We start from the raw sequence: 23,084 nt of genomic DNA, 5'->3' as shown, positions 1-23,084 counted from the left end.
AATCCCACGACCACCGTCACGACCACCGCGAGGAGCACCTCATGAATCTGGCCGTCGAATTCGGAACGATCCACGGCAGCAACCTCGCACAGAACGCGGTCGCGATCGTTCTGTACTTCGCCATCGGCGTCGCGATCCTGGGACTGGGATTCGTCCTCATCGACATTCTGACACCGGGCAATCTGCGAAGGCAGGTATTCCAGGAGCATCGGCCCAACGCGGTCGCCGTGGCGGTGGGCATGCACCTCGCGCTCGCCATCGTCGTCGCCTCGAGCATCTTCGCGAGTTCGAGCGGCCTCGCCCAGGGTCTGCTGGACACCGTGGTGTACGGCGTGATCGGGGTCCTGCTCCAGGTGGCGACGCTGATCGTGCTGGAGGTGGCCTCCCCGGGACGGGCCCGCGACCTCATCAAGTCCCCCACGCTGCATCCGTCGGCCGTCGCCGTCGCGGTGACCCTGTTCGCCGTGGGGATCGTGAACGCCGCAGCCATCTCGTGATCCGGACAGACACCGCGTGAGCACGACCACCGACGCCGCGTCCGGCGACTCCCCCGCCACGGAGAGTCCTTCCGGCACCCCGCACGACGACGGCCGGCCGTCGTTCGTGCTGCGCCGCCGGTGGCGCGCGCTGCTGCTCGCCTCCGTGGCGGCCTGCGCCGCCTGCGGGCTGATCTACGAACTCGCCCTGCTCACCCTGTCGACCAGCCTGGCCGGCGGCGGCATCGTCGAGACCTCGCTGATCGTGGCGGGCTACGTGGCCGCGCTCGGCGCGGGCGCACTGCTGGTCAAGCCGCTCCTGCACCGCGCGGCCGTCACCTTCGTCACGGTCGAGACCATGCTGGCGCTGGTCGGCGGCCTCTCCGCCACCGCGTTGTATCTGACCTTCGCCTACATCGGCTCGTCGGTGTGGGTGCTGGTGCTGGCGACCGCACTCATCGGATCCCTCGTCGGCGCCGAGGTCCCCCTGCTGATGACCCTGCTGCAGCAGGGCCGCACGGCCGAGGCGACCGACTCCGGCCGGGTGCTGGCCAACCTCAACGCGGCCGACTACCTCGGCGCGCTGCTCGGCGGACTCGCGTGGCCGTTCCTGCTGCTGCCGGCGCTCGGGATGCTCCGCGGCGCGGCCGTCACCGGGATGATCAATCTGGGTGCGGCGGCGATACTCGCGCTGTTCCTGCTGCGGCACCTGCTCTCCAGGCGGGCGCTGGTGTTCTCGCTGATGCTGCTCGCCGCGGCCGCGGCCGTGCTCATCACCCTGCTCGTCGGCTCCCGGAACATCGAGACCACCGCACGCCAGGCCCTCTACGCGGATCCGATCATCGCCTACGAACGCTCCGACTATCAGGAAATCGTGGTGACACAGCGCGGAAGCGACACCCGGCTGTACCTGGACGGGGGTCTGCAGTTCTCCACCCGCGATGAATACCGCTACACCGAAAGCCTGGTGTACCCCGCGCTGCAAGCGGACACCCGCTCGGTGCTGATCCTCGGCGGCGGCGACGGCCTGGCCGCGCGCGAGCTGCTGCGCGTGCCCTCGGTGGAGCACATAGTCCAGGTGGAATTGGACCCCGAGGTGCTGGAGCTGGCCCGCACCATGCTCAGCGGCATCAACAAGGATTCCCTCGCGGACCCCAGGGTGCACGTGATCGTCGATGATGCGATGGCGTGGCTGCGCCAGGACCATCCCGCAATCCCCGACGGCGGGTTCGACGCGGTGCTCATCGACCTCCCCGACCCGGACACCCCGCAGCTGGGACGGCTCTACTCCACGGAGTTCTACGGCCTCGCCGCCCGCGTGCTGGCCCCCGACGGCCGCATGGTGGTGCAATCGGGAAGCCCCTACTTCACCACCGACGCCTACTGGCGCACGGTCTCCTCCGTGCAGGCGGCCGGGCTCGCGGTCACCCCGTACCACATCTACGTCCCCACGTTCGGCGGCTGGGGATTCACCCTCGCCGCCCATGGCGACACTCCCCCCGCCGCGACGCTGCCCCCCGGATTGCCGGGCCTCCGGTTCCTCGACCAACAGGTGCTCGACGCCGCGGTCGTCTTCCCCGACGACATGGGGCCACGGGTCTTGGAGCCGTCGACCCTCGCCCACCCGCGCATCGTCGAGGACATGCGCCACGGCTATCGCTGATCGGCGCCAGGGGCCGCGCATACACGCGCGGGAGGGTGGGCGCGGATAGGCTGGGATTGTGACCGATCACCGGCCGACACTCATCGAGCACTCCGACGGCGCGCAGCATGCCGGGCCCGCGATGCCCTACACCCAGGGCACGCACGACGCCCTCGTCGCCGCTCAGGCGGTGTCCCGCCCGTCTACGCGGCAGGCGCCCACGTCGCCCGACCGCCACGAATCCGTCAACGCCGCGCACCTGATGCTGGCCCTCCTCGCGGAGACGGGATCCACGGCCACCCGCGCGTTGACCGATCAGGGCGTGCGCCTGGGGCGGGCTCGGATGCGCATCGCCGCGCTCACCCTGCCGCCGGCGGACGCCCCCGCGCGCACCGATGGCCCCCTGCCCGCCATCGACGCGGTCCTCGCCGCCGCCCGATCGGACGCGGCACGCCGCGGACACGCCGCCGTCGGCACCGGCCACCTGCTGATCGCACTCACCGCACCGCACGCGCTCGCGGACGAACTGACCGCACTGGGCCTGGACCTGCCCGCCGCCGCCGGATTCATCTACGGCGCATACTCCGCGCATCCGCCGGCGCCGCGGGACACCGGCCCCGAGTTCGCCTGAGACTGCGTGGCTTTGCGCGCCGGCCGCGTCCGTGGACCGCACCGCCCGGTTCCCTGGGCGTATACGGCGCCACGCCCCACCGGATTCGCGGCCTGGCGCGCCGAGTGTTCGCTGGATCACTAAGGTTGTCAGTGTCCTGCCGTCCACGGACCAGATGGATCCGCCTGAGGAGTGCGTCATGACCAGCGAGACCGGAACGCCCCAGCGCCACCGCGTGGTGGTCATCGGATCCGGCTTCGGCGGGCTGTTCAGCACACAGGCACTCAAGCGTGCCGACGTCGACGTCACCATGATCGCCAAGACCACACACCACCTATTCCAGCCGCTGCTCTACCAGGTGGCCACGGGGATCCTCTCCGAAGGCGAGATCGCCCCGTCCACCCGCCTGGTGCTGCGCAAGCAGGACAACGCGGAGGTCCTGCTGGGGTCGGTCACCGACATCGACCTCGAGGCCCGGACGGTCACCTCCGAGGCGATGGCCATCACCCGGGTCACACCGTTCGACAGCCTCATCGTCGCCGCCGGCGCCAAGCAGTCGTACTTCGGCAACGACCATTTCGCCGAGTACGCACCGGGAATGAAGACCATCGACGACGCGCTGGAACTGCGCGGGCGGATCCTCGGCTCCTTCGAGCAGGCGGAGATCTGCACGGACGACTACGAACGCGAGCGGCTGATGACGTTCGTCGTCGTCGGCGCCGGCCCCACCGGCGTCGAGCTGGTGGGGCAGATCGCGGAACTCGCCCACCGCACGCTCCACGGCAGCTTCCGCAACATCGACCCGCACGACGCGCGGATCATCCTGCTCGACGGAGCGGACGACGTGCTGCCCGTGTACGGCGGCAAGCTCAGCGCCAGCACCGCCAAGCGGTTGACCAAGCTGGGAGTGGAGATCCATACCGGGGCCATGGTCACCGACGTCGACCGCGACGGAATCACGATCAAGAAGAAGGACGGCAGCGAGAAGCTCATCCGCTGCCAGTGCAAGGTGTGGTCGGCGGGAGTGCAGGCGAGTCGGCTCGGCGGCCTGCTCGCCGAACAGTCGCAGGCCGAACTCGACCGGGCCGGCAGAGTCCACGTCAACCCGGACCTGAGCCTTCCGGGGCACCCGAATGTGTTCGTCATCGGCGACATGATGACGCTCGACAACCTGCCGGGCCTCGCGCAGGTGGCCATGCAGGGCGGCACCTATGTGGCCAAGAACATCGCGGCGGAGGCCGGCGGTCGCCCGCACCACGAGCGCAAGCCGTTCAAGTACTGGGACAAGGGCAGCATGGCCACGATCTCGCGGTTCAGCGCCGTCGCCAAGGTGGGCCGGCTCGAGCTCACCGGGTTCCTCGCGTGGATCATCTGGCTGGTCATCCACCTGATGTACCTGGTGGGCTTCAAGAGCCGGTTGACGACGCTGATGTCGTGGGCCACCACGTTCTTCGGCCGCAGCCGAGGCCAGATGACCATCACCGTGCAGCAGGTTCTCGCACGTTCCGCTCTGGGTCAGCTGGGCAACGGCAAGTACGCGGTCCTCGACGTGGACGCGGCGAAGAAGCTCGCGCAGGAGGAGGCGGAGCGGGTCCTCGCGCTCGAACGCGCCCACAACGGGACACATGGCCCCGCGGACGACGCCCAGGGCGGCCCCGCCGAAGCCGCCGGCTGAGGGCTCCGCATCAGCGGACACGGACCATGCGGACCGAGGACCCACGGGCCGGAGACCACGGGCCGGAGACCGGGGGCCGGGGACCTCGAGCCGCGGGCCGTCAGTGCGCGCTCAGTTAGCCAGGCGCTCGGCGTTCTCCACGTTCTGCAACCGCACCTGGCCTTCGGCGACCATCCGGCCGTCCTCGTCGGTGATCGCCACCCGCCACAGCTGCTGCAGGCGGCCGCGGTGCTGCGGTTCGGCCACCGCCTCGAGCCGGCCCGTGCGCACGGCGCGCAGGAAGTTCGTGTTGTTGTTCACACCCACGACGTTGCCGCGCTCCCCCAGCCACAACGCGGCGCCGAGGCTGGCGATCGACTCGATCACCGAGCAGTACACGCCGCCGTGCACGATGCCGTACGGCTGGTGCAATTCCGGGGCGGCGTCCCACTCGACCCGGATGCGGTCGCCGGAGGCCTCCAGGAATCGCAAGCCGAACGCCTTGTGAAACCCCACGCCAGCCATGGCCTGCACATCTTCGAGGGTCGGGCCGCGGCGCTCCGCCGCTTCGGCCGATTCCGCCGCCGTCGTGGTTCCGTGGGACACAGCCGCTCCATCCGCTCGTCGTCGCTCGCGCGGGCCGGTCCCGGCTCCCCGGAGCGGCCGGTGTCCCGGCCCCCGCCAATACTTCCACACCGCCGGTCCGCAGAGCGTCCGCCGGGCGCGGCGCGGAGTCGCGGCGCCCATACGACGACGGGTAGTACCACGCCATGTCGGATACATGGTTAGACTTTTGCCATGGCCGGACTCGGAGAGCTTGAAAAGGCAGTGATGGATCAGCTGTGGGCTGCAGACGAGCCGCAGACCGTCCGCCAGGTGCACGCGGGCCTCGCCTCCCACCGCGACCTCGCATACACCACCGTCATGACCGTCCTCCAGCGTCTGGCCAAGAAGGGCCTCGTCACCCAGCACCGCAGCGACCGCGCGCACCGCTACGCGCCGGTGCACAGCCGCGACGAGCTGGTCGCCGGGCTCATGGTCGACGCGCTCTCCAACGGCACCGAGACCGGCGAACGCGTCGGCGCGCTCGTGCACTTCGTCCAGCAGGTGACCCCCGACGAGGCGCACGCGCTGCGCGAGGCCCTCGACGCGCTCGAGACCGCGGAGGACCGCGGCCGGACACGCCCTTGAGCCTGATGCTCTGCTGAGGCACTATGAACCCCGTGTCCGCGCTGATCTTCGGGATCCTGGCCCTCGCCTTGGCCGGCCCGATTCCCGCTCTACTGAGCAGGGCCACCTGGCCCCACAGGGCTCCGCGCGCCGCCCTCGTGCTCTGGCAGGCCGTGGCGCTGGCCGCCGTCCTCTCCGCGTTCAGCGCCGGCATCGCCATCGCGAGCCGCCTGCTGGTGCCGGGCCCGGACGGTCGCCCCACCACCGCTCCCCTCGACGAGATCGACGCCCTCGGCTGGCCGCTGTGGGCGTTGTACGTCGTGGTGCTCGCCGCGACGCTCATCATCGGCGCCCGCCTGATCTTCGCGGTCGCCAGGGTCGGCTTCCACACCCGCAGACGGCGCGCGCGTCACCGGATGCTGGTGGACCTGCTCGACTGCTCGCCGGATCGGGCGCATCGGCCGTCCTCGTCGGCCCTGCGCGTACTCAGCAGTCCCCGCCCGTTGGCGTACTGCCTGCCCGGGCTGCGCCGGCGGATCGTCATGTCCGAGGGCGTGCTGGACACTTTGGACGACGTCGAGATCCGGGCCGTCCTCAACCACGAACGCGCGCACCTGCGTGCGCGGCATGACCTGGTCCTGGAAGCGTTCACCGCCGTCTACGCGGCCTTCCCCCGCTTCGTGCGCAGCGGATCGGCGCTGGACTCCGTCCAGCTGCTCGTCGAGATGCTGGCGGACGACTCGGCACGCCGCACGGCCGGCCCCACGCCGCTCGCGCGGGCCCTGGTCGCCTGCGCCGGCTCCGAGGCGCCCGCCGGCGCCCTGGCGCTCGGCGGACCCGGCACGCTGGTCCGCGTCACCCGTCTGCACCGCGAGAACGACCATCGCCTCGCCGCGCTGGCGTACGCCGCCGCGGCGGTGGTCCTGGTGGTGCCGACACTGGCCGTGGCGGTCCCCTGGCTCACCGAGCTGCACAAGCTCATGGGCCCCCTTTCGCCGCTGCGCTGACCCGCGGCCGAACACGCGCACGGCGGGCCCGGCGCGAGAGCCGCGGGGGTAGCGTTGTCCGCAGCGTCACGCTCCCGGTCGCCTCAAGTCGCCGTCGTGTCCGCGTCGAATCGCCGGGATCGTGTTTGGACTCCCGACGTCAACAAGGAAAACTGGCATCCATGACCTCTCCTACGGCGAATTCTCCGGCAGACTCCACCGACGCGGCCGGCGTCGGCCGCGCCCAGATCGGCGTGACCGGCCTCGCGGTGATGGGCTCGAACCTAGCCCGCAACCTCGCACGGCACGGCCACACGGTGGCGCTGCACAACCGGCACGCAGACAAGACCGACCGCCTCATCGCCGAGCACGGCGACGAGGGCGACTTCGTCCGCACCGAGTCGATCGAAGAGTTCGTCGCCGCCCTGCAGAAGCCGCGCCGCGCGCTGATCATGGTCAAGGCCGGCCAGCCCACCGACCAGGTGATCGAGCAGCTCGCCGCAGCTATGGAGCCGGGCGACATCATCATCGACGGCGGCAACGCACTGTTCACCGACACGATCCGCCGCGAGCACGCGCTGCGCGAGCGCGGACTCCACTTCGTCGGTGCAGGCGTGTCCGGCGGCGAGGTTGGCGCGCTCGAGGGGCCGTCGATCATGCCCGGCGGTTCGGTCGAGTCCTACAAGTCGCTGGGCCCGCTGCTCGAGTCGATCGCCGCCCAGGTCGACGGGACACCGTGCTGCACCCACATCGGCCCCGACGGTTCCGGCCACTTCGTCAAGATGGTGCACAACGGGATCGAGTACTCGGACATGCAGCTGATCGGCGAGGCTTACGACCTCATGCGCCGCGTGCTCGGTTTCGACGCCGGCCGCATCGCCGAGGTGTTCCGCGACTGGAACGGCACCGAGCTTGAGAGCTACCTGGTGGAGATCACCGCCGAAGTGCTCGACAAGTCCGATCCCCAGACGGGCGGCCCGCTGGTGGACGTCATCGTCGACGCGGCCGAGCAGAAGGGCACCGGCCGCTGGACCGTCAAGGCCGCGCTCGACCTGGGTGTGCCCGTCACCGGGATCGCCGAGGCCGTGTTCGCCCGCGCTCTCTCCGGCGCCCGCACCCAGCGTGCCGCCACCAAGGGACTCGCCGGCGGCACCCTGCCCACCGTGGCGGAGGCCCTGGGCGGCCACAGCGAGACCGAGTTCATCGAGGACATCCGCCGCGCGCTCTACGCCTCCAAGGTGATCGCCTACGCGCAGGGCTTCGACGAGATCAAGGCCGGCAGCGACGAGCACGGCTGGGGCGTCAAGCCCGTCGACCTGGCCACCATCTGGCGTGGCGGCTGCATCATCCGCGCCCGGTTCCTGGACCGCATCCGCGAGGCGTACACCTCGAACCCCGAGCTGCCCAGCCTGGTCCTGGATCCGTTCTTCCGCAGCGCCATCGAGGAGGGCCTGGACAGCTGGCGGCGCGTGGTCGCGGCCGCCGTGCGGCTCGGGGTGCCCACGCCGGGCTTCTCGTCTTCGCTCGCGTACTACGACGGACTGCGTGCCGAACGGCTCCCGGCCGCCCTGACCCAGGGGCAGCGCGACTACTTCGGCGCCCACACCTACGAACGCGTCGACGCGCCCGAAGGCAAGAAGTTCCACATCCTGTGGAGCGAGGGCGGCGCCGAGATCGAGGCCTGACCGCCCCTGCGCTACAGGTACCGGCGGCCCTGCGGCCGAGGGAGACTCCTCGGCGCGGGGCCGCCGTCGTGCGTAGGGTGAGCGGCGTGCGCCTGCCCCACGTAATGCCGCCGTATGAACTCACCTACGACGACGTGTTCCTGGTCCCCGCGCGTTCCGCCGTGACGTCGCGCTTCGACGTGGACCTCGCCACCGGAGACGGGTCCGGCACGACGATCCCGTTGGTCGCCGCGAACATGACGGCCGTGTCCGGCCGGCGGATGGCGGAGACGCTCGCCCGCCGCGGCGGGCTCGCAGTCCTCCCCCAGGACCTGCCGTTGGACGCGCTGCGCGCCACCGTCCGGGACGTCAAGTCCCGCCATGCCGTCCACGAGACACCCGTGACCCTGGCACCGGACGACTCCGTCGCCGACGCGGTCGTCCTGATCCCCAAGCGCTCCCACGGCGCAGCCGTCGTGGTCGAGAACGGCCGGCCGGTCGGCGTCGTCACCGCAGCCGACTGCGCCGACGTCGACAGGTTCAGCCGGGTGGGCGCCGTGGCGTCCACGGACTTCGTCACCGCACCCGCCGGAGCGCCGCCGCGGGAGGTGTTCGACTCGCTGACGGCAACCCGCGATGAGCTCGCCGTGCTGGTCGACGGCGATGGACTGCTCACGGGCGTGCTGACCCGCGCCGGGGCGGTGCGCTCGGAGCTGTACGCCCCGGCCCTCGACGGCCGCGGGCGCCTCCGCGTCGCAGCGGCCATCGGCATCAACGGCGACGTGGGCGCCACTGCGCGCGCGCTTGCCGACGCGGAGGTCGACGTCCTCGTCGTGGACACCGCCCACGGCCACCAGGAGAAGATGATCGACGCCGTCCGCGCCGTCCGCGCCGCCGGCCCGGGCGTGCCCATCGTGGCCGGCAACGTGGTGACCGCCGACGCCACCCGCGACCTGCTCGAGGCGGGTGCCGACATCGTCAAGGTCGGCGTCGGTCCTGGGGCGATGTGCACGACACGCATGATGACCGGAGTGGGCAGGCCACAGTTCTCCGCGGTGTTCGAATGCGCCGCCGCGGCGCGCGAGGCAGGGGGCCACGTGTGGGCGGACGGCGGAATCCGCCATCCCCGGGACGTGGCGCTGGCGCTGGCCGCAGGCGCATCGAACGTGATGATCGGATCGTGGTTCGCGGGCACCCACGAGTCGCCCGGCGACCTGCGCTACGAGGCCGACGGCACCCCCTACAAGGAGAGCTTCGGCATGGCTTCCAAGCGCGCGGTGGAGGCGCGCACGCGCAGCCGCGACGCGTTCGACCGCGCGCTCAAGGCGCAGTTCGAGGAGGGCATCTCCACCTCGCGGATGCGCCTGGACCCGCAGCGGCCCGGCGTGGAGGACGTCGTCGACCACATCTGTGCGGGAGTGCGCAGTACGTGCACCTACTCCGGTGCACGATCGCCGGCCGAGCTGCACGACAAGGCCGTGCTCGGCATCCAATCGGCTGCCGGGTTCGCCGAGGGCCGTCCACTCGCCTCGGGATGGTGACGGACGCGCGACGCGCCATACCGGTGGCGACCCTCACCACGCGGCCCACGCCCGCCCGGTAAACTGCAGACGACGGCGCGGGTCGGTCACCGGCCCGGCGTCGTGCCGACCGTCGTCCTGCAGCATTTCTGCCGGGCAGCGTTTCTGCCGGGCAGCGTTTCTGCCGGGAAGCATCGTTGCAGGCGGCACCCCATCACGGAACCGTCCGCGCCCGTACAGAGGGCCGCGGTCCCCTACCGAAGGCGAGGTACCGGTGCCCACGGCACCCCCACACAGACCCTACGAGCATCCTCCGTCTCCGTGGCCGCCTCGGCGCCACCATCACCTGCAGGACCGCACCATCGCCACCGCGACACGTCGCGCAGCGCAATGGCGTCGGCTCGTCGCAGGTGAGATGCCGGGGCGGCTCACCTGATGAACATCGCGATCACCATCCTCAGCCTCGTCGGCTTCTTCGCGCTGACGATCGGCACCGCCGTGTTCGTCGCCGCCGAGTTCTCCTTGACGGCGCTCGAGAAGAGCACCGTCGATTCCCATGCCCGCGACGGCGACCGTCGCGCGCGGATCGTCCAGCACGCCCACCGCACACTGTCGTTCCAGTTGTCCGGGGCGCAGCTGGGCATCACCATCACCACGCTGCTCACCGGCTTCATCGCGGAGCCCGTGTTCTCGTCGCTGTTCCACGGCCCACTCGTATCCGCCGGCCTGTCCGATTCGACGGCCGATTGGATCGCCCTCGCGCTCGCACTGCTCATCGCCACGTCCCTGTCGATGATCCTCGGCGAGCTGGTGCCGAAGAACCTCGCGATCGCGCATCCGATGGCGGTCGCCCGTGCCGCCGCGCCACTGCAGGCGGGCTTCGCGTTGGCCGGAAAGTGGGCGCTGAACGCACTCAACGGCTCGGCGAACGCCATAGTGCGCCGGTTGGGCATCGAACCCGCCGACGAGCTCCGCTCCGCCCGGTCGCACGACGAACTCGGTTCACTGGTGCGCAACTCCGCCAAGCAGGGCGCCCTCACCCCGGGTACTGCTCTGCTCGTGGACAGGTCCCTGAACTTCGGCGAACGCACCGCGGATGAACTCATGACGCCGCGCGTGCGGATCGAGTCGCTCGACCGCCACGACACCGTCACCGATCTCGTGGAGCTCGCCGCGCAGTCGGGCTACTCCCGCTTCCCCGTGACGGACGGCGACCTGGACACCACCATCGGCGTCGTCCACATCAAGCAGGCCTTCGGCTTGACGGCCGAGGCGCGCGCCGACACGCACGTGGGCGATATCGCCCGCAGCGTGCCCAGCGTGCCCGCCAGCCTCGACGGGGACGCGGTCATGGAACGCGTCCGCGCGCACGGCATGCAGGTCGCGTTGGTGGTGGACGAGTACGGCGGCACCGCCGGCATGATCTCGATGGAGGACCTCGTCGAGGAGATCCTGGGCGACGTCCGCGACGAGCACGACGTGACCCTCGCGGACGTGCAGCCCACCGCGGACGGTTGGCTCTGTTCCGGGTTGCTGCGCATCGACGAGGTGTCCGCGGCCATCGGGCTGCCCCTGCCGGAAGGCGACTTCGAGACGCTCGCCGGGCTGTTGCTCACCGAGTTCGGCCACATCCCGGCCGAGGGCGAGGAGATCACCGTTCCCATCGCCGCCACCCTCGACGATGAACAGCAGACGCTGGGCGACCAGATCGGCGCGCACCACGAAGTGTGGCGCGCGCGCGTGGTCCGCATGGACGGGCGTCGCATCGACCGGGTGGCGCTGAGCACCGAGCTGCCGGCCGACGAGTCCGACGGCACGGCCGATACCGGCCCCGACGCCGTCGGGGATACGAGTGCACGCCGCGGGAGGAGCGCCCAATGACCGATCTGTGGTCCCTCCTGTTGATGGTCGTGCTGCTCGCCGGAAACGCCTTCTTCGTCGGCGCCGAGTTCTCCATCATCTCGGCACGCCGTGACCGGCTCGAGTCCCTGGCCTCGCAGGGGCGCCGGCGCGCGAAGACCGTCATCCATGCGAGCGAGCACCTGTCGATGATGCTGGCGGGCGCGCAGCTGGGCATCACGATCTGCTCGATCCTGCTCGGCCGGATCGCGGAGCCCGCCATCGCGCACATACTCGAACGTCCGATGGACTCGATGGGCATTCCGGCGGACATCCAGCACCCGATCGCCTTCGTGATCGCTCTGCTCATCGTCGCGTTCCTGCACATCCTGTTCGGCGAGATGGTCCCGAAGAACATCGCCATCGCCGGGCCCGAGCGCATGGCGATGATCCTCGTGCCCACGCACCTTGTGTTCATGAAAGCGATGAGCCCGCTGATCAGGTTCTACAACCTGGCGGCCAACCTTGTGCTGCGCATGGTCGGCGTCCACCCCAAGGACGAGCTCGACGCGACCGTCTCGATGATGGAGCTCTCGGAGATCATCGGCGAGTCCCGCCTGGAGGGGCTCCTCGACGCCGAGGAGCACCGCCGGTTGACCCGCGCGCTGACGACCATCGACAAGACGGTCGGCCAGGTGATGATCCCGGCCGCACAGGTGCGCACGGTGCCGATGGCGCCGGGCGGGCCCACGCTCGGGTCGGTGGAGGACGCGGTCACCGCGACCGGGTTCTCGCGCTACCCGGTGCGGGCGGAGGGCGGCAGGTTCGCCGGATACCTGCATGTCAAGGACATTCTTGAACTGATGCTGGATCCGACGACCACGGCGTCCACGCATATCCCGGTCTCCGAGGTGCGCCCGCTCCCGCGGGTGCCGCACGACCTGCCGCTGGATCAGGCGCTCACCCTGCTGCGGCGCACGCACAGCCACCTGGGCGCGGTCACGCGACTGGCAGGCGATGCGGGACCGGCACGGCTCGTGGGAATCGTCGCGATGGAGGACCTCGCCGAGGAATTCGTGGGCACCGTCCGCGATGCGACCCACCGTTACGAGCCGCCGCTGCCGGAGAATCCGGCGTAGCAGCACCGTTCCGCGGCGGGGGCCGGGTGCCGGGATGTCCCGGACCGGCCCCCGCCGCGGTTCCGGCCGGTCGTGCGCCGGCCCGTCGACCGCGGACGGTGCGATCCGCCACTTCCGCCACGCCAGCCGGTGCGCCGCCACACCCGGGCGCAACCCGCGCCTTAGACTCGGCCGTACGGGGAGTCCCGGCGGGGAGACCTTGCGGGAGAACACGCAACTATCAGGAGTGACGTGGCTCGACATCGCAGCGCTTCCGGCAACCGCCGTGTGAGCCGCGGACTGATCCTCACCGTGGCCGCGGTCTTCGTCGTCATCGCCGTCGTCATCGGATGGCTGGCGCTGCGCGACCATGCCGGCGACGCAGACGATCGGGCCGCCGCCTCGTGCGTGAACGGCGACGTCACGGTCCCCGTGGCGGCCGCCCCGTCGATCGCCCCGGTGCTCACCTCCCTCGCGGAGTCCTACTCCGACGTGCACCCGGTGGTACGCGACCATTGCGTGACAGTCCGAGTGCACCCGGCCGACGGATCGACGGCGCTCCAGGAGATCGCCGCGCCGGACGGCGGCCCGGCACTGTGGGTGCCGCAGTCCGCCGCGGACGTGGCCGCGTTGCGCTCCGCCTCCCCCGAACGCATCGACGGCAATCCAGTGTCGCTGGCCGCGTCCCCGGTCGTCCTTGCGGCACCGCAATCGGCCGCGGCGACGTTGCAGGACCTCGCGTGGAACGCGCTGCCCGCCCGCCAGTCCGCGGGCACGCTCGGCCTCGCCATGCCGGCCGGCGGCGACGCGGCCCCCACCGGCCTCACCCTCGCAGCGGCGATCGCCGACGCGGGCCCCGATCCGACCGGAACCGCCCTCACGGGGAAGACCGTCGACGGCCCGCGGGGGCAGGCGGCCACCGCGGCACTCGTCGGCGGCGCCCCGGGAGACCGCGCAGCCGAGCCCGGGGATGTGCTCACAGCCCTGCAGCAGTCGACCGCGCCGGAGGGCGTCCGGGCGGTACCCACCACCGCAGAAGAGCTCTACCGGTTCAACACGGACTCCGGCGCCGCTCCGCTCAGCGCCGTCCGCCCCGCCGGTCCCACCCCCGTCGTCGACTATCCGGCGGTGCTCCTGCGCCCCGCCGGCGGATCGGCCGCACCCACGCGGGATGGCGACCGGGCCGTCGACGCCCAGGCGCTGTCGGCGGCGGCGTCGGACTTCCTGAACTACCTCGCCCGGCCCGAACAGGCGTCGCGGTTCGTCCAGAGCGGTTTCCTCGTCACCGGCGCCCCGGACGCCGCGTCCCCCGCCGACACGAACGGCGTTCTTACCGGTGCCCCGCCCGCGCAGGTGCTCCCCGGCCCGGCCGACGACGCCCTGGCCGCGCTCGGCGCCGCGATAGGCGCTCCTGCCGCCCCCGCCACGCCCGCGGCGTCGTCGGGCGGAGCGACGACCGTCCTCTTGGACGTATCCGGGTCCATGGGGGCGAACGAGGGCGCGGGGACCCGTCTCTCCAACGTCACCCGGGCCTTGGCTGACCGCCTCGGCGGACTGCCGGACTCCGACAGTGTGGGTCTGTGGACCTATAGTTCGGGTCTCAGCGATTCCGGCCCATACCGGGTGATCGTGCCGACCGGGAAGCTGAGCGACCAGGTCGACGGCACACAACGGCGTCAGTCGCTCGTCACCGGGCTCGACGCGGCGCGACCGCGTGCCGCGACGCACACCTACCGTTCACTGCAGGCGGCGTACTCGTCGGCCGTGCAAGGGTACGTCGACGGCGCCGTCAACTCGGTGCTGCTCATCACCGACGGGCCCAACGACGACCAGTCTTTCAAGAGCACGCAGGCGCTGCTCGACGCCATCGGCCAGGCCGCCGACCCGGCGCGGCCGGTGCGCATCGACATCATCGTCATAGGCCCCAACGATGACGTCGACTCGCTGCGGTCCGTCGCGACGGCCACCGGCGGAACCGTCACTGAAGTCCCGTCATCGGCGGATCCAGGCCTGGGCGGGGCAGTCGACGCGTTGTTGCGCTGACACCCGCCCGCCCCGACGCGGGGAGGACCGAGCCGGAGCGAACGGGCGCCGTCCGATCATGCCCCTCAGCGCGTCTCCGCCAGGTCCTCGACAGGCGGGCATGAACAGGTGAGATGGCGGTCGCCGTAGGCGGAGTCGATGCGACGGACCGCGGGCCAGATCTTGGGCCGCCGGGCCTCCGTCCCCCACGGGTACACCGCTTCCGCACGCGAATACGGGTGCGTCCACTCGTGGACCAGGCATTCCGCGGTGTGCGGGGCGCCGCGCAGCGGATTGTCGTCGGCCGGCCACTCCCCCGACGACACCCGGTCCACCTCCCGCCGGATCGCGATCATGGCGTCGCAGAATTCGTCGAGCGCCTCGAGATTCTCGCTCTCGGTCGGCTCCACCATGAGCGTGCCGGCCACCGGAAAACTCATGGTGGGCGCGTGCAGTCCATAGTCGGCGAGCCGCTTGGCCACGTCCTCGACGGTCACGCCCGTCTCGCGGGTGATGGCGCGCAGGTCCAGCACGCACTCGTGCGCGACCAGTCCTCCCGCCCCCGTGTACAGCACCGGATAGTGTTCCCCGAGCCGCGCGGCCACATAGTTGGCGGCGACCACCGCCGCCACCGTCGCCTGCCGCAGGCCGTCCGCGCCGAGCATCCGGATGTACGCCCAGCTGATCGGCAGGATCGACGCGGACCCGTACGGCGCGGCGGACACCGGCGGGCCGCCGCGCAGCCCCGGCGCCCGCGGCGCCATCGGATGGCCTGGCAGGTATCGGACCAGATGGTCACGCACACCGATCGGCCCCACCCCCGGACCACCGCCGCCGTGCGGGATGCAGAACGTCTTGTGCAGGTTGACGTGGCTGACGTCGCCGCCGAACCGGCCCGGCCGCGCCAGGCCCACCAGCGCGTTGAGGTTGGCCCCGTCGATGTACACCTGCCCGCCGGCGTCGTGCACGGCGGCGCACACCTCGCCCACCGATTCCTCGTAGACGCCGTGCGTGGACGGATAGGTGAGCATCAGCGCGGCCACGGTGCCGTCGTGTTCGGCGAGCAGGCCCTTCAGATCTGCCAGCTCGATGTTGCCGGCCTCGTCGCAGGCCACCACGATCACGCGGAGCCCGGCGAGCACCGCCGACGCCGCATTGGTGCCGTGCGCGCTGGACGGGATGAGGCACACCGTCCTCTGCGTCTGCCCGTTGTCACGGTGGTAGGCGGCGATCGCGAGCAGTCCCGCCAGCTCTCCCTGGCTCCCGGCGTTGGGCTGCACGCTCACCGCGGCGTATCCCGTGATCGCGGCCAGCCACCGCTCCATATCGGCGATCACCCGCAGGGTGCCGCGGGCCTGGTCCTGCGGGGCGAACGGGTGCGTGCCCGCGAAATGCGGCCAGGTGATCGGCTCCATCTCCGCGGCGGCGTTGAGCTTCATCGTGCACGACCCCAGCGGAATCATGCTCCGGTCCAGTGCGATGTCCTTGTCCGCCAGCTGCCGCAGGTACCGCATCATCGCGGTCTCGCTGCGGTACCGGGTGAACGCCTCGTGCTGCAAGAACGGCGTGGTGCGCGGCGGCACCCCCGCGACCCGATAGTCGCTGAGCGGGCAGTACCAGGGCACCTCTTCGCCGGCGAAAGAGTCGATCACCGCGTTCACCTGCGCATCGGTGGTGGTCTCGTCGCAGCTCACGGCCACGTGGTCGGCGTCGACCAGGCGCAGGTTGAGGCCCGCCGCGTCCCGCGCCCGCTCGACCACGCGGGCCGCAGCACCCGGCACACGGGCGAGCACCGTGTCGAAGAACCGTCGGTGCACCACCTCCACATCGATCATGCCCAACACCGTTGAGAGGACCTCTGCGCGTGCCGCGATCCGCCGCGCGATCGCGATGAGGCCTTCGGCCCCGTGGTAGCACGCATACATCGACGCCAGCACCGCAGGCAGCACCTGCGCCGAGCAGATGTTGCTGGTGGCCTTCTCGCGGCGGATGTGCTGCTCACGCGTCTGCAGCGCCAGCCGGTACGCGGGCGTCCCGTCCGCGTCGTGCGAGACGCCCACCAGCCGGCCTGGCAGGCGGCGCACATGCTCCTCGCCCACGGCGATGTAGCCGGCGTGCGGGCCGCCGAAGCCCATCGGCACGCCGAAGCGCTGCGTGCTTCCGAAGCACACGTCCGCACCGTCCTCGCCCGGCGGGCGCACCAGCGTCATCGCCAGCAGATCCGCCCCCACCGCCACCAGCGCTCCACGCTCGTGCGCCTCGTCGACGAGCGGCCGCAGGTCCGTGAGCACACCCGACGCGCCGGGGGTCTGCAGGATGACGCCTGCCGGATCGCAGTCCGGGACGCCGTCGCCGCGCAGGTCCGCACGGACGATCTCGATGCCCAGCGGCGCGGCGCGGGTGGCCAGCACCGCGGCCGTCTGCGGGAACACGTCGGTGTCGACGACGATCACCGTGCCGGGGCCGCCGCGGCGCGCCCGCACCATCAACGTCATCGCCTCGGCGGCCGCCGTCGCCTCGTCGAGCATGGAGGCGCCGGCGATGTCCAAGCCGGTCAGCTCGGCCACCATCGTCTGGAAGTTCAGCAAGGCCTCGAGCCGGCCCTGGCTGATCTCGGGCTGATAGGGGGTGTAGGCGGTGTACCACGCGGGATTCTCGAGAATCCCGCGTCGCAGCACGGCCGGCGTGACGGTGCCGTAGTAGCCGAGCCCGATCATCGACGTGTGCGCGGTGTTCTGCTCGGCGATCTCCCGCAGCTCGCCGAGCATCGCGCTCTCGTCGCAGGCGGCGGGCAGAAGGTCCGAGCCCGCATCCGCCGAAGATTCCCGCACGGAATGCGGCAACGCCTGCGCGATCAGCGCCACCGCATCACCGCAGCCGATGCGGGTGAGCATGTACTCCGTCTCCACCGCGTCGGCTCCGATATGGCGCCGGGCGAAGTCCGATGGGTCCGCTGCCGCGGCGGCGGTCACGCCCTGCCCTGTGTCCCCATGCTCCATACCCGCATCGTAGGGCGGGCCGGTCAGCCGATGCGCCGTTTTGCCCGGGCCTTCCGGCGCCCTGCCAGTTCGTCCTCCGGGGTGTCGATCGCGTGCCCGTCGATCGCCGTCTCCGCCGGGAAATCAGCGATGGAACCCGACAGCTCCTTCATCGCGCCGCTCACCGCGATGCCGAACACGCCCTGCCCTCCCTGGAGCAGATCCACGACCTCCTCAGCGGAGGTGCACTCGTACACCGACACGCCGTCCGAGAACAGCGTGATCTCGGCGAGGTCGTCGACGCCGCGGCCACGCAGGTGGTCGACGGCGACGCGGATGTTCTGCAGCGAAATCCCGGTGTCGAGGAGCCGCTTGACGATCTTGAGGACGAGGATGTCCTTGAACGAATACAGCCGCTGGCTGCCGGATCCGGCAGCGCTGCGGATCGACGGGACGACGAGCGAGGTGCGCGCCCAGTAGTCGAGTTGCCGGTAGGTGATGCCGGCGATCTGGCACGCGGTCGGGCCGCGGTACCCCACCAGCTCGTCCGCGACCTCGGGCTGAGGCAGAGGCGATGCGGAGTCCCGAGCCGCGCCCATCGGCGGCTTGTCCTGCGAAGCGGCATCCTGCATGACGCCGTCCTCATCGAGGAGGCCCCGATGGAGGTTCTGATCTGCAGGGTTCTCAGGATTCTGGCCCACTGGACACTCCCTCTCGCCACCGCCCGCGGCAACGCACTCGCGCCGATACCTCAGGCGCGTACAGCCTACGCCTGAACCGAACCACTTCGCTGTGGTTCGACGTACAGAACGCTATGGGGATCCCGGCGCCGATTCAACGCGACACACCCTAAACCTCAACTTGAGATTGAGCTTGTGGCCGAATCGTGACTTTTGCACGCTCGATCCGTCGGCTCACCCCTCGGAGCCGCCCGCCTCGCCGGGGTTGAAATCCTCCGGGGACACGGAGTCCAGGAACTCCTTGAACTTCTCCACCTCGTCCTCACGCTCGTCCGGAATCACCAGACCCGCCTCCTCCAGGACCGACTCGTCCGAAAGGATCGGCACGTCCACCCGGATCGCCAGCGCCACGGCGTCCGACGGCCGCGCCGACACCGTGACGTCGCCGTCGAATACGAGATCGGCGTAGAAGGTCCCCTCCCGCAGGTCCACGATCCGCACCTCGAGCAGCGTCCGGCCGAGCGCGTCGACGATGTCCTTGATCAGGTCGTGGGTGAGCGGACGCGCGGGCGCGATGCCCTGCTGCTCCAGCGCGATCGCCGCCGCCTCGTTCTGCCCGATCCAGATGGGCAGGAACCGCTCTCCGTCCGATTCACGCAGCAGGAGCACCGGCTGGTTCTGGGGCTGTTCCACACGAATGCCCACCAGCTGCATTTCGCTCATTGTGCCCGCCTTTCACGCTGCTCGAAACCGGTCCGGGGCCACAGCGGTCTGCAATCCGCGACGTCGGCGCCACTGAAACCGCCTGCGCCCGCGACCATCGGCTGACCGCCGTCTACGGGGGCATACCGCGATCGGCTCCCGCAGTTGAAGTCTAGGCCACACGGACGCCGATCAGCAGCACCCGCGACGGTCCGGTCGTCAGCCGTCCAGGCTGTCGCGAACTGCGCCCTTCACCAGGCAGCTGTGCAGCGTCACCGACAGCGCTGCGAGCTCGCGAACGATCTCCTCCGCCCGGTCTCGCGCGCCGGCATCGCGCCCGCGGGCCACCGGCGAGGCGATCTGCGCCACCAGCCCGGCCTCACGGTCCGCCGCGGCCTTGAACGCGCGCAGGTGCCGCACCTCGAGGCCGAAACCGGCCATGTCACGCACCGTGGTGGCGACGGTGATCGCATCCTCGTCGAAGAACCCGGACGAGCCCGGGACGATGAGGCCCGCCCGGATCAGTTGCGTGACGAAGGCGTCCTCCACGCCGACCCGTTCGCACAGGTCCGCACGCGTCACCCGGACCTCCCGTCCAGACCGGAAGGCCTCCGGCGACACCAACCCGGGCGCGATGGACAGCGCCCGCGGCGGGTGCAGCGTCGATACCGCGGAACCGCCCTCGTCAATGCTCTCCAGCTGCTCCTTGATCACCTTGAGCGGCAGGTAGTGGTCACGCTGGGCGGTCAGCACGAACCGCAGCCGCTCACAGTCCGCCACCGAGAAGCGGCGGTACCCCGACGCGGTCCGCGCCGGGGTGACCAGCCCCTCCGCCTCGAGGAACCGGATCTTCGAGATCGTCACATCGGGGAAATCGCCGCGCAGCTGCTCGAGCACCGCCCCGATCGACATCCCGGAGGGTGCCGTGGATCGGCCGGCTGCCGTCACCGGCCCTCCGCGCCGGCAGCACCCTCGGCCTGCGCGCCGCCTCCCCGCGGCCCGGTCAGGTACACCAGGCGGAACTTGCCGATCTGCACCTCATCGCCGTTGGCCAGGGCGGCGCTGTCCACCGGTTCGCGGTTGACGTAGGTGCCGTTGAGGCTGCCCACGTCGACCACCTGGTAGCCGTCGCCGTGCTTGCGGAACTCCGCATGCCGGCGGCTCACCGTGACGTCGTCGAGGAAGATGTCGCTCGACGGATGCCGGCCGGCCGAGGTGGCGTCCTGGTCCAGCAGAAACCGCGAGCCGGCGTTGGGGCCCCGCTTCACCACCAGCAGGGCCGCGCCCAGCGGCAAGCCCTCTACGCCGCTGACCGGCGCCTCCGCGGCCTGCCCCGACCCGTCGACCTCGCTGAGGAAGTCCGAACGGAACACCGAAGTGGTCTCGGCCGGTGCCTCGTAGGCCGCGTTCTTGTCGTTCTCGCTCACCGCATCTCCTTCGTCCGTCTCCGGACCTCGCACCTGCTCGGCAGTCGCTCTCGCACGATCGGTCTCGTCTGTGTCGACGGTACATCGTGGCCGCGCGGACCGATGCGTCGCAGGCGAAACGAAACAGTCACGCTCACATCCGCGTCGACGCCTCGTAGGCATCGACTTCCATCATGCCCGCCAGGGCCGTGCGGAGCGCCGCCGAATCGGCCACACGGATCTCGACGAGCCAGCCTTCGCCGTACGGGTCGGCGTTGACGCGCTCCGGTTCCGACTCCAAGGCGTCGTTCGCCGCTGCTATCCGGCCGGACACCGGGGCGAACACCTCGGAGACGCTCTTGGTGGACTCCACCTCGGCCATCGCCCGGCCTCCGATGACCTCGGCTCCCTCCGCGGGGAGGTCCGCGAACACGACATCGCCGAGCTGCCGGGACGCGTAACCGGTGATCCCCACCCGGACGAGATCCTCCCCCAGCGGGCGCACCCACTCATGGTCGGTCGTGTAGCGCAGGGCGGATTCATCCTGACCGTCCGCACCGCCGCCGTCGCCGGATGCGCCGCCGCCATCGCCCGAAACCATGCGCCTGCCCCTTCCGCTCCACCCCGCATCGGGTCCGGGCGAAACCCGGACCCCGGTCATCACGACCCTAATCGCCGGGCTGCGCATTCTGCGGCGCTTCGGGCTTCCTGACGGCGGTGATCCGTACGAGGTCCTCGGTGGTCACCGTGACGTCCCCCGACGCCCGCCGAACGGTGTCCTGCACGCCGCCCGGGATGTTCAGCGCCGCCGCCATGGTCGGGCCGTCCCCGATGGCCTTCACGGTGTACGGGGCCCTCAGCGGCACGCCGTCCACCACGACGGCCCCGGCGGTGCCGGTCACCGCCGTATCGACGCCGACCCGCACGTCGTCTCCGTCGCCCGCGCCGGAGAATGCGATCACCTCGGCTCCCGCGGCACGCAGCTCCTGCAGCAGATCCAGCAGCACCGACGGGTCGACACCGCCCCGCGGATCCGTCACCTCGACGACCACACCCGGCCCCTCCGCCGGCGCGACACCCACGAGCACCTGCAGGGCGGCAAGCTGTTGCCGGGACTGCGCCAGGGCCTCACGGGAGTCCGAGCCCGCGGACTGCATCGACTGCAGCGACTGCTCGAGCCCGGAGATCTCCTGCCGCAGGGCCGCCTCCTTCCCATGCAGGTTGTCCAGCACCACGAGCAGGTCGGCCGGGCGCGCAGAGTCGAGCCAGTCGCCCGAGCCGGTGTCACGCACCTGGGTCGCGATGGCCACGCCCAGCAACATGCACAGCAACGCGACGAGAACGGCGGACACCCGGGACGACCGCCCCGGCCACGCGAGCATCCCGAAGCGCCGCCGCGGCTTTCCGGCGGGCCCCTCGGGGCCGTCCGGCCGTTCGGGTTCCTCAGGCACCGAAAAGCCTCCTGCGCAGAGCCGCCGCGTTTCCGAAGATCCGGATGCCCAGCACAACGATCACCGCCGTCGACAATTGCGTGCCGACCCCGAGGTGGTCGCCCAGCAGCACCAGCAGCGCCGCCACCACCACGTTGAAGACGAACGAGACGACGAACACCTTGGGATCGAAGATCCGGTCCAGGTAGGCCCGCAACCCGCCGAACACGGCGTCCATCGCGGCGACGATGGCGATGGGAAGATAGGGCTGCAGCGCTTCGGGCACCTGCGGGCTGAACACGATGCCCAGAACAATGCCCACGACCAGCGCGATGAAACCGATCATCGGGGTCCTTCCTCAACGCCTCGTACATACCGTAGTTCTGCTGCGGGAGCGCGCGGCAGGCGCAGATCGGAACGCGATTCGAACGCGACCTCCACCCCGTAGAGCTGGGTCAGCGACTGCATCCGCAGATAGGCGGCCGAGTCCACGAAATCCACGCTGAGCGCGTTCTGGTCTCCGATCGCGTCGATCTCGTACGGCGAGACCACCGGTTGGTTGTCGACCAGGATCGCACCCCCGGCCTGCCGGATCGCAGTATCCGGCCCGATACGCACGCCGTTGATGCCGACGGCCTCCGCGCCCCCCGCCCACAGTGCGTTGACGATGGCACGCAGATCCCTGTCGAACACCGCCTGACCGCTCCGCGGCTGCGGTCGCTCGGAGTCGCTGAGGTCGCCGCCGCCCTCCGGTTCGGTGATGCGCACCGCGATCCCGGGGCCGTGCACCGCGGTGGACGCCGAGGCGGTCCGCAGGCGTGCAAGACCGTCCAGCACGTGGCCGCCGGCCGCGTCTCCGGCCAGCACCCGCTGCCGCTCCGCATCGGCGCTGTCCGCCGCCGCATCGCGTTCCCGGACAAGCCGGTCCACCGAGTCCTGCTGCTCCCGCACCTGGCCCACGATCGCCGCCTGACCGTCGGACGGCGCGTCACGGCCGTCATCGAGCTGCTGGGCGGCGGCGGTCCCCAGCACGAGTCCCATGACGAGGCAGCCGCCCGCCAGCCAGATCGCACCGGCACGCCTATGGTTGCGCCCCGCGGCGGCCGATTCCGTGTAGCCGGGATCCAGGTGGTCGTGCAGCAGTGAACGCAGCAGCGACGGCTCCGGGTTGCGGTGCAGGGTCATCG

20 protein-coding genes and 1 pseudogene are annotated in these 23,084 nt (G+C 70.9%); 11 read left to right on the top strand and 10 right to left on the bottom strand.

Annotation, left to right across the window (positions count from 1 at the left end; all coding sequences use genetic code 11):
- Nucleotides 1-41: 41 nt before the first annotated feature.
- From FO059_RS08350 to FO059_RS08335, 4 genes are all read left to right on the top strand, one after another.
- Nucleotides 42-497, top strand: a complete 456-nt coding sequence (locus FO059_RS08350; RefSeq protein WP_143907909.1) for a DUF350 domain-containing protein — start codon at nucleotides 42-44, stop codon at nucleotides 495-497.
- A gap of 106 nt (nucleotides 498-603) precedes the next feature.
- Nucleotides 604-2,139, top strand: coding sequence for a polyamine aminopropyltransferase (locus tag FO059_RS08345; protein WP_143910581.1), 1,536 nt, complete (start codon nucleotides 604-606; stop codon nucleotides 2,137-2,139).
- 58 nt (nucleotides 2,140-2,197) lie between these two features.
- A complete protein-coding gene (locus FO059_RS08340; protein ID WP_143907907.1) occupies nucleotides 2,198-2,749 on the top strand; it encodes a Clp protease N-terminal domain-containing protein in 552 nt (183 codons plus the stop codon).
- 178 nt (nucleotides 2,750-2,927) lie between these two features.
- Entirely contained in the window at nucleotides 2,928-4,403 is a 1,476-nt protein-coding gene (locus FO059_RS08335; protein WP_143907905.1) for an NAD(P)/FAD-dependent oxidoreductase, read from the top strand.
- Between the two features lie 111 nt (nucleotides 4,404-4,514).
- On the opposite strand, the gene FO059_RS08330 is transcribed toward FO059_RS08335, so the two are convergent.
- The gene (locus FO059_RS08330) at nucleotides 4,515-4,907 is read right to left on the bottom strand and encodes a PaaI family thioesterase (RefSeq protein WP_143910580.1); all 393 of its coding nucleotides are present in this window, start codon (nucleotides 4,905-4,907) and stop codon (nucleotides 4,515-4,517) included.
- 273 nt (nucleotides 4,908-5,180) lie between these two features.
- Between FO059_RS08330 and FO059_RS08325 the strand changes: the two genes are divergently transcribed.
- From FO059_RS08325 to FO059_RS08295, 7 genes are all read left to right on the top strand, one after another.
- Nucleotides 5,181-5,573, top strand: a complete 393-nt coding sequence (locus tag FO059_RS08325) for a BlaI/MecI/CopY family transcriptional regulator (protein WP_143907903.1) — start codon at nucleotides 5,181-5,183, stop codon at nucleotides 5,571-5,573.
- Between the two features lie 23 nt (nucleotides 5,574-5,596).
- Nucleotides 5,597-6,559, top strand: a complete 963-nt coding sequence (locus FO059_RS08320; RefSeq protein ID WP_143907901.1) for a M56 family metallopeptidase — start codon at nucleotides 5,597-5,599, stop codon at nucleotides 6,557-6,559.
- Nucleotides 6,560-6,720: 161 nt separating this feature from the next.
- Complete coding sequence (gndA, locus tag FO059_RS08315) at nucleotides 6,721-8,223, top strand: NADP-dependent phosphogluconate dehydrogenase (protein ID WP_143907899.1); 1,503 nt, start codon at nucleotides 6,721-6,723, stop codon at nucleotides 8,221-8,223.
- A 104-nt stretch (nucleotides 8,224-8,327) separates the two neighbouring features.
- Nucleotides 8,328-9,743, top strand: coding sequence for a GuaB1 family IMP dehydrogenase-related protein (locus FO059_RS08310; RefSeq protein WP_143910579.1), 1,416 nt, complete (start codon nucleotides 8,328-8,330; stop codon nucleotides 9,741-9,743).
- A 414-nt stretch (nucleotides 9,744-10,157) separates the two neighbouring features.
- Nucleotides 10,158-11,603: a hemolysin family protein gene (locus tag FO059_RS08305; protein WP_143907897.1), complete on the top strand. Its 1,446-nt coding sequence runs from the start codon at nucleotides 10,158-10,160 to the stop codon at nucleotides 11,601-11,603.
- Nucleotides 11,600-12,700 carry a hemolysin family protein gene (locus tag FO059_RS08300; protein WP_143907895.1) on the top strand — a complete coding sequence of 367 codons (1,101 nt, stop codon included), beginning with the start codon at nucleotides 11,600-11,602 and terminating at the stop codon, nucleotides 12,698-12,700. Before FO059_RS08305 ends, FO059_RS08300 begins: the two co-directional genes overlap by 4 nt.
- A gap of 231 nt (nucleotides 12,701-12,931) precedes the next feature.
- Nucleotides 12,932-14,722: a substrate-binding domain-containing protein gene (locus tag FO059_RS08295; RefSeq protein ID WP_143907893.1), complete on the top strand. Its 1,791-nt coding sequence runs from the start codon at nucleotides 12,932-12,934 to the stop codon at nucleotides 14,720-14,722.
- A gap of 65 nt (nucleotides 14,723-14,787) precedes the next feature.
- Here FO059_RS08295 and gcvP read toward each other — a convergent pair whose 3' ends face one another.
- From gcvP to FO059_RS08250, 9 genes and pseudogenes are all read right to left on the bottom strand, one after another.
- Nucleotides 14,788-17,700 (bottom strand): aminomethyl-transferring glycine dehydrogenase, encoded by a 2,913-nt coding sequence (gene gcvP, locus FO059_RS08290; protein WP_143907891.1) that lies wholly within the window; start codon nucleotides 17,698-17,700, stop codon nucleotides 14,788-14,790.
- Nucleotides 17,701-17,723: 23 nt separating this feature from the next.
- Nucleotides 17,724-18,233: pseudogene (locus FO059_RS08285) on the bottom strand (MerR family transcriptional regulator); the annotation flags it as partial.
- Between the two features lie 360 nt (nucleotides 18,234-18,593).
- Entirely contained in the window at nucleotides 18,594-19,082 is a 489-nt protein-coding gene (locus FO059_RS08280; RefSeq protein WP_143907889.1) for a bifunctional nuclease family protein, read from the bottom strand.
- Nucleotides 19,083-19,280: 198 nt separating this feature from the next.
- Nucleotides 19,281-19,973: a transcriptional regulator FtsR gene (ftsR, locus tag FO059_RS08275; RefSeq protein ID WP_143910577.1), complete on the bottom strand. Its 693-nt coding sequence runs from the start codon at nucleotides 19,971-19,973 to the stop codon at nucleotides 19,281-19,283.
- Between the two features lie 32 nt (nucleotides 19,974-20,005).
- On the bottom strand, nucleotides 20,006-20,488 hold the full coding sequence (odhI, locus tag FO059_RS08270; protein ID WP_143907887.1) for an oxoglutarate dehydrogenase inhibitor Odhl: 483 nt from the start codon (nucleotides 20,486-20,488) through the stop codon (nucleotides 20,006-20,008).
- A gap of 133 nt (nucleotides 20,489-20,621) precedes the next feature.
- Nucleotides 20,622-21,068, bottom strand: coding sequence for a glycine cleavage system protein GcvH (gcvH, locus tag FO059_RS08265; protein ID WP_143907886.1), 447 nt, complete (start codon nucleotides 21,066-21,068; stop codon nucleotides 20,622-20,624).
- A 67-nt stretch (nucleotides 21,069-21,135) separates the two neighbouring features.
- Nucleotides 21,136-21,849, bottom strand: a complete 714-nt coding sequence (locus FO059_RS08260; protein ID WP_143910576.1) for a DUF881 domain-containing protein — start codon at nucleotides 21,847-21,849, stop codon at nucleotides 21,136-21,138.
- Nucleotides 21,850-21,910: 61 nt separating this feature from the next.
- Nucleotides 21,911-22,243, bottom strand: coding sequence for a small basic family protein (locus FO059_RS08255; RefSeq protein ID WP_143907884.1), 333 nt, complete (start codon nucleotides 22,241-22,243; stop codon nucleotides 21,911-21,913).
- The gene (locus FO059_RS08250; protein WP_143907882.1) at nucleotides 22,240-23,082 is read right to left on the bottom strand and encodes a DUF881 domain-containing protein; all 843 of its coding nucleotides are present in this window, start codon (nucleotides 23,080-23,082) and stop codon (nucleotides 22,240-22,242) included. The genes FO059_RS08255 and FO059_RS08250 overlap by 4 nt, the downstream gene beginning before the upstream one ends.
- Between the last annotated feature and the right edge of the window lie 2 nt (nucleotides 23,083-23,084).

Origin of the sequence: Tomitella fengzijianii (assembly GCF_007559025.1) — a bacterium.
In the GTDB taxonomy this organism is placed as follows: domain Bacteria; phylum Actinomycetota; class Actinomycetes; order Mycobacteriales; family Mycobacteriaceae; genus Tomitella; species Tomitella fengzijianii.
This window is presented reverse-complemented; position numbering and strand designations above follow the sequence as displayed.